We start from the raw sequence: 6273 nt of genomic DNA, 5'->3' as shown, positions 1-6273 counted from the left end.
TTACGGCACGGAGTACGCGGTCCAGCGCAACGAGACCCTGTGGGGGATCGCCCAGCGCGTCCGGCCCGATCCGGCCCTGACCACCAACCAGGTGATGGTCGCCCTGTACGAGGCCAACCCCGAGGCCTTCTACGGCAATATCAACCGCCTGCGTGCCGGCGCCATCCTGCGGGTACCGAGCCGCGCGCAGATGGCCGGCACGACGGCGCGCCAGGCCACTGCCGAAGTGCGCCGCCAGACCGAGAGCTGGGAAGCCCGGGCCGCTGCGCCGGCGGGTGAGACCGAGCGCCGGCTGGAGCTGGCCCCGCCGGCCGAAACTGTGCCGCCGGAGACGGCGGCGCAGCGTGCTGCGGCGACCACGCCGGACGCCCCCGCGGGCGTGCCCGCTGCCGGGCCCTCGGGCCAGGTGCTCGAGGCGGTCGAGGAGCTCCGCGGCGAGCTGGCGGAAACCCGCCGCATGATGGAGTTGAAGGACGCCGAGATCGCGGCCCTGCAGGCGCGACTGGCGGAGCTCGAAACCGCGCCGGGGACCGAGGTCCCGGCGGAGCCTGGGGACGCGGCGGTCACGCCGCCTGTCGCCGAGCCGGTCGCCGAAACCGAGACCCCGGTCGCCGCCGAGCCTGAGACCCCGGTCGCCGCCGAGCCGGAACCCCCGGCCGCGGCGGAGCCGGAGCCCGTGGCCCCGGTTGCCGCGCCGGTGCAGCCCGAGCCGACGCTGGTCCAGCGGGTGCTCGGCTGGCTGGGCGCCTTCTGGCTGTGGCTGGTCCTGGCCGTCGCCCTGGTCGCCGCGCTGATCTTCGTGCGGAAGCGACGGGAAGAAGAGCGCTCCATCGAGGAGGAACTGGCCGAGACGGGCACCTGGGAAGCGATGGAGCCGACCGGCGCGCAGCTCGGCGTCGGCGGCGCCGCCGCGGCCAAGGTGAGCCCCCGCCCCGCGACGGGCGAGGGTGCCATCCAGGTCGAGGAATCCAAGCCCGAGGCCGAGGCGCCCGCCGAGCGCAAGGCGCCCCTGCCGCAGCGTGAGCCCGGCTCGGAGGCGGGGCTGCGGGAGGATTACCAGTATCCCTTCGAGGATACGATCGCCAGTGAGGCCGGCATCAATCTCGACCAGTCCGACCCGCTGGCCGAAGCCGACTTCCACATGGCCTACGGGCTGTACGACCAGGCGGCCGAGATCGTCAAGAAGGCGATCGCGCACGAGCCGGATCGTTACGACCTGCGGCGCAAGCTGATCGACATCTGTTTCGTCTGGGGCAACGCGCAGGAATTCCTGGCGCAGGCGCAGTCCATTCGCGAAACCGGCGGCCCGGAGGCGGAAGCCGACTGGCCCAAGATCGCCATCATGGGCCGGCAGATCTGCCCGGGCGAGCAGCTGTTCGAGGGCGGCGGCGACGTCGCCGTGGACCTCGACCTGGGCGAGGCGGGACTCGAGGCGCCGGCCGGGGCCACCGATACCGGGTCCTCCGGCAGCTGGGTCGATTTCGACGTCGGCGAGGCGGCAGAGGACTTCGCGGGCGGCGACGAGTCGGTCGTTTCGGTCGGCGGCGACACGCAGGAGCAGCGGGCGCTGGAACCGACGATCGAGCAGTCCGCCGAACTGGACCTGGAAGAGCTGGGGCTCGACCTCGATCTCGGCGCCTCGGGCGAGTTCGCCCTCGAGGATCTCGCCGAGCAGGCCCCGGACGAGCTGGAGGAAGAGGGCGCAGCGGCGGCCGAGTCCGAGGACGAGGGCACCATGGTGATGGATGTCTCCGACCTGCCGCGGGAAACCCAGGACCCGACCCAGCGCAGCGAAGCGCTCGGCCTCGAGGAGGAGGATCCGACATTTTCCGGGCCGGCCGGCTTCGAGGTCGAGGACCAGGGCGACGAGACCATGCTTGACCGGGGGCCGCGTATCGGCACCGACGACGAGCCGACCATCATGGGGCTGCAGGTGGCCCTTGAGGACGACGAGGAATCCGAGCAGACCATGGTGCGGAAGTTCGAGGGCTTCAGCGGGGACGAAACGGCCGAGTTGCCCATCGACACCAGCCTCGACCTCGACGACCTCACCCAGGTGCTGGAGGCCGAGGTGGGCGCGGCAGGCAGGGAGGTCGGTGAGGACGACGCGACGCAGCTCGCCCCGGGCCTCGCGACCCCGGAGCCGGAGGCGCCGGAAGACACGGCCGTGCTGCCGACGGAGGAAGTCGACGAGATCGGCACCAAGCTGGACCTGGCGCGGGCCTACATCGACATGGGCGATCCCGACGGCGCGCGCAGCATCCTCGAGGAGGTGGCGGCTGAGGGTGACGAGGCGCAGCAGGAGGAAGCGCGCCAGCTGCTCGATGGCCTGAGCTGAGCCATGCCCGCCGGTGACGGAAGCGCCCCGCCGGCCCAGGCGCCGACGGGGTTCCATCCGGCGTTCCGCATCCTGCTGCTGCTGGTGCTCGCCGGCCTGCTGTTCCGTTATTCCCTGGCCGCCGTGGCACTCACCCTGCTGGTACTGCTGCTGGCCGCGGCCGCCGGCGGCCGCGAGATGCTGGCCGGGGTCCTGAAGGCGGCCCGCCGCATCCGCTGGCTGCTGCTCTCGATCGTGATCATCTACCTCTGGGTGGCGCCCGAGCCGGGCCCTGCGGGCAATCCGTGGCTGCCGTCGTGGAGCGAACTCGACCTGGCGCTGCGGCGCAGCGGCGTGCTCCTGGTGCTGGTGATCGCGGTGGAACTCCTGCGGCGCCACACCGGCGCCGTCTACATGGCGGCCGGACTGGTGGCCCTGCTGCGTCCCCTCGCCCGGCTCGGGGTCGACGTGGAGACGTTCGCCCAGCGGCTGGCGCTGACCCTCGAGGCCGTGCCGCAAACTGCCGAGCGGGTCGCCGCGGCGGCCGCCGGCCGCCGGGCGGGTCCGGCCGGCTGGGGCGAGGCGGCGGCCGTGCTGGTGCGCGACATCGAGGCGCAGGCGGTGCAGCTGCCCGAGACGGCCGGCTTGCCGGAACTGGGCCCGCCGGGCGTGCGTGACTGGGCGTGGCTGGCTCTGGGTGTGCTCGCCTGCTTCCTCGGCAGCCAGCTGTGAATGAGCTGGCGCCCGGCTGCCAGCGGATCGTGGTGGGCGTCGAGTACGACGGCTGCGGGCTGCTCGGCTGGCAGGCCCAGAAGGATGGTCCCAGCGTGCAGGCCGCCCTCGAGCAGGCCCTGTCGCAGGTGGCGGATGAGCCGGTGGCCGTCACCGGCGCCGGCCGCACCGATGCGGGCGTGCACGCCACCGGCCAGGTGGCCCATTTCGACACCCGCGCGCGCCGCGCCCCCCGCTCCTGGGTGCTGGGTGCCAACACGGCGCTGCCGCCGGGGATCGCGCTGCGCTGGGCGAAGCCGGCGCCGGAGGGCTTCCATGCGCGCTTCTCGGCCGTGCAACGCAGCTACAGCTACCTGGTGCTGAACCGGGAGGCGCGCCCGGCGCTGTGGCGCGACCGGGCCTGGTGGGTGCACCGCCCCCTGGACGCCGCCGCCATGCACCGGGCGGGGCAGCAGCTGCTGGGCGAGCACGATTTCTCGGCCTTCCGGGCCGCCGAGTGCCAGTCGCGCACGCCGATGCGGCGCCTGGACTGCCTGGCCGTCACGCGATGCGGCCCCTTCCTCCGGGTCGACGTGACGGCGAACGCTTTCCTGCACCACATGGTGCGCAACATCGTCGGCACGCTGGCGGTGGTCGGCCGCGGCGAGGCGCCGGCATCCTGGGTGGCCGAAGTCCTGGCGGGCCGGGACCGATGCCAGGGCGGCGCCACGGCGCCGGCTGCCGGGCTCTACCTGGTGCGGGTCGACTACGGCGACCTGCTGGCCCAGCCCGAGGCCGAGCTCCCGGGTCCGCCGGCATGAACGGTTTCGTTTATCATCGGCCCAACCATCGCCGGGAGCGCGCATGAGCTGGTTCGACAAGTTGATGCCCTCACGCATCAAGACCGAGGGCGGCACCCAGGGCCGCAGCCGCTCCGTGCCCGAGGGCCTGTGGACCAAGTGCCCGGCCTGCGACGCGGTGCTGTACCGGCCGGAGGTGGAGCGGAGCCTGCATGTCTGCCCCAAGTGCGGTCACCACATGCGCATCGGCGCCCGCGAGCGCCTCCAGCAGTTCCTGGATCCCGGCTCGGGCCGGGAGCTCGGCCAGTCGCTGCAGCCCGAGGACCCGCTGAAGTTCCGTGACAGCAAGCGCTACCGCGATCGCATCCTCCAGGCCCAGAAAGCGACCGGCGAGCAGGATGCCCTGGTCGCCGTGACCGGCACGCTGCGGGGCCTGCGGCTGGCGGCCTGCGCCTTCGAGTTCGGCTTCATGGGCGGCTCCATGGGCTCGGTCGTCGGCGAGCGGTTCCGCCGCGCCGCCGAGACCGCCGCCGACCAGCGCATGCCGCTGGTGTGTTTTGCCGCCAGCGGCGGCGCCCGCATGCAGGAGGGCCTGTATTCGCTGCTGCAGATGAGCAAGACGGCGGCGGCGCTGCGGCGGCTGGCCGCGGCCGGCATGCCGTACGTCTCCGTCATGACCGACCCGACCACCGGCGGGGTGTCGGCCAGCCTGGCGATGCTCGGCGACGTCAACATCGCGGAGCCGAAGGCGCTGATCGGTTTTGCCGGCCCGCGCGTCATCCAGCAGACCGTCGGGGAGACCCTGCCGGAGGGCTTCCAGCGCAGCGAATTCCTGCTGCAGCACGGCGCGCTCGACATGATCGTGGATCGCCGCGAGCTGCGCCCGACCATTGCCCGGCTGCTGTCGATGCTGACGGGTCGTCCGCTCCGGGAAGAAGCGGCGCAGGCCTGACTTGGCACGCCGCACCCTGGCCGAGTGGCTGGCCTGGCAGGAGCAACTGCATCCGGCGACCATCGAGCTCGGCCTGGAGCGGATCCGGACCGTGCTCGAGCGCCTGGAGCTGACCCGGCCGGCGCCCCAGGTGTTCATCGTCGGCGGCACCAACGGCAAGGGCAGCTGCGTCGCCGCCCTCGAGGCGCTCGCCATGGTCTCGGGCCGGCGCACCGGCGCTTACACCTCGCCCCACCTGTTGCGCTACAACGAGCGCGTGCGCATCGACGGCGAGGAGGTGGACGATGCCGCCCTGGTCAGCGCCTTCGAGGCGGTGGAGGCGGCGCGCGGCGACGTCCCCCTGACCTATTTCGAGTTCGGCACCGCCGCGGCGCTGCAGATCTTCCGGCGCCGGGCGGTGGAGACCGCCGTGCTGGAGATCGGCCTGGGCGGGCGGCTGGACGCGGTCAACGCGGTGGCGGCGGACGCCGCCATCGTGACCAGCGTCGGCCTCGACCACATGGAATGGCTCGGGCCCGACCGGGAGAGCATCGGCCGCGAGAAAGGCGGGATCTTCCGCGCCGGGAAGCCGGCGGTGATCGGCGAGCGCGACCCGCCCGCCACGCTGCTGGCCGCCGCCGGCGCCGGCGCGCTGCGCCTGGGGGTGGATTTCGACTGGGACGAGCAGGGGGAGCAGTGGCGCTGGCATGACGACCGGCGCGTGCTCGCGGGCCTCCCGCTCGCCCCGCTGCCGGCCCCGGCGCTGCGCGACAACGCGGCCAGCGCCATCGCGGCCTTTGCCGCCCTGGAGCCGCGCCTGGCGGCGGCCGACGCGGCCGAGGCGATCGGCCGGATTCGGCTGGCCGGCCGCCTGCAGCGCGTGCCAGGGCCGGTGGAATGGTGGCTGGACGTGGCCCACAATCCCGCCGCCGCCGCCATGCTGGCCGGCGCGCTGGCCGCGGCGCCCGGCACGGGGCGCACCTGGTGCGTGCTGGGCATGCTCGGCGACAAGGATGCCGGCGGCGTCGCCGCCGCACTGGCGCCGCAGGTCGACGGCTGGTTCCTGGCCTCGCTCGAGCCGCCGCGCGGGCTCTCGGCCGCGGCGCTCGCCGAGCGCCTGCCGGCGCCGCCCCGGGCCGAGGCGTCGTCGGTGGCTGAAGCCTGCGAACTGGCCCGCCGGGCGGCCGCCCCGGGCGACCGCATCGTGGTGTGCGGTTCGTTTCACACCGTGGGCCCGGCCTTGGAGTGGCTGGGTTATACTGCGCCCCCCAGACCCGCTAGCGCCGGCCCACCGACGATCCTGGTATGAATCGGCAGTTGAAGGAGCGCATCGTCGGCGCCACCGTCATTGTGGCGCTCGGCATCATCGTCATTCCCTGGTTGCTCGATGGCCCGGCGCAGTCGCCGCGCGCCGTCGAGCGGCCGCTCGAGCTGCCGCCGGCGGATGCGCCGGCGCGGACCTACGCTATTCCGCTCGATCCCGCGGCCGGCCGGCCGGTGCAGGTGGGCGGCAC

The 6273-nt window shown here is 73.6% G+C and carries 5 protein-coding genes and 1 pseudogene; all 6 read left to right on the top strand.

The window, feature by feature from the left end:
• A partial coding sequence (locus tag G6N75_RS02055; RefSeq protein WP_165346408.1) for a FimV/HubP family polar landmark protein occupies positions 1-2338 on the top strand: 2338 nt, incomplete at its 5' end.
• Between the two features lie 3 nt (positions 2339-2341).
• The gene (locus G6N75_RS02050) at positions 2342-3049 is read left to right on the top strand and encodes a hypothetical protein (RefSeq protein ID WP_165346407.1); all 708 of its coding nucleotides are present in this window, start codon (positions 2342-2344) and stop codon (positions 3047-3049) included.
• A 32-nt stretch (positions 3050-3081) separates the two neighbouring features.
• Positions 3082-3849 (top strand): tRNA pseudouridine(38-40) synthase TruA, encoded by a 768-nt coding sequence (gene truA / locus G6N75_RS02045; RefSeq protein WP_165346409.1) that lies wholly within the window; start codon positions 3082-3084, stop codon positions 3847-3849.
• A gap of 43 nt (positions 3850-3892) precedes the next feature.
• On the top strand, positions 3893-4780 hold the full coding sequence (accD, locus tag G6N75_RS02040) for an acetyl-CoA carboxylase, carboxyltransferase subunit beta (RefSeq protein ID WP_165346406.1): 888 nt from the start codon (positions 3893-3895) through the stop codon (positions 4778-4780).
• A 1-nt stretch (position 4781) separates the two neighbouring features.
• Positions 4782-6068, top strand: coding sequence for a bifunctional tetrahydrofolate synthase/dihydrofolate synthase (gene folC, locus G6N75_RS02035; RefSeq protein WP_165346405.1), 1287 nt, complete (start codon positions 4782-4784; stop codon positions 6066-6068).
• A pseudogene (locus G6N75_RS02030) lies at positions 6065-6273 on the top strand (hypothetical protein); the annotation flags it as partial. The gene folC and the pseudogene G6N75_RS02030, both read left to right, overlap by 4 nt.

This window comes from Thioalkalivibrio sp. XN8 (assembly GCF_011058255.1).
Taxonomy (GTDB): domain Bacteria; phylum Pseudomonadota; class Gammaproteobacteria; order Steroidobacterales; family XN24; genus XN24.
The sequence above is the reverse complement of the archived record's forward strand: the minus strand, read 5'-3'. Positions and strand labels throughout refer to the sequence as shown.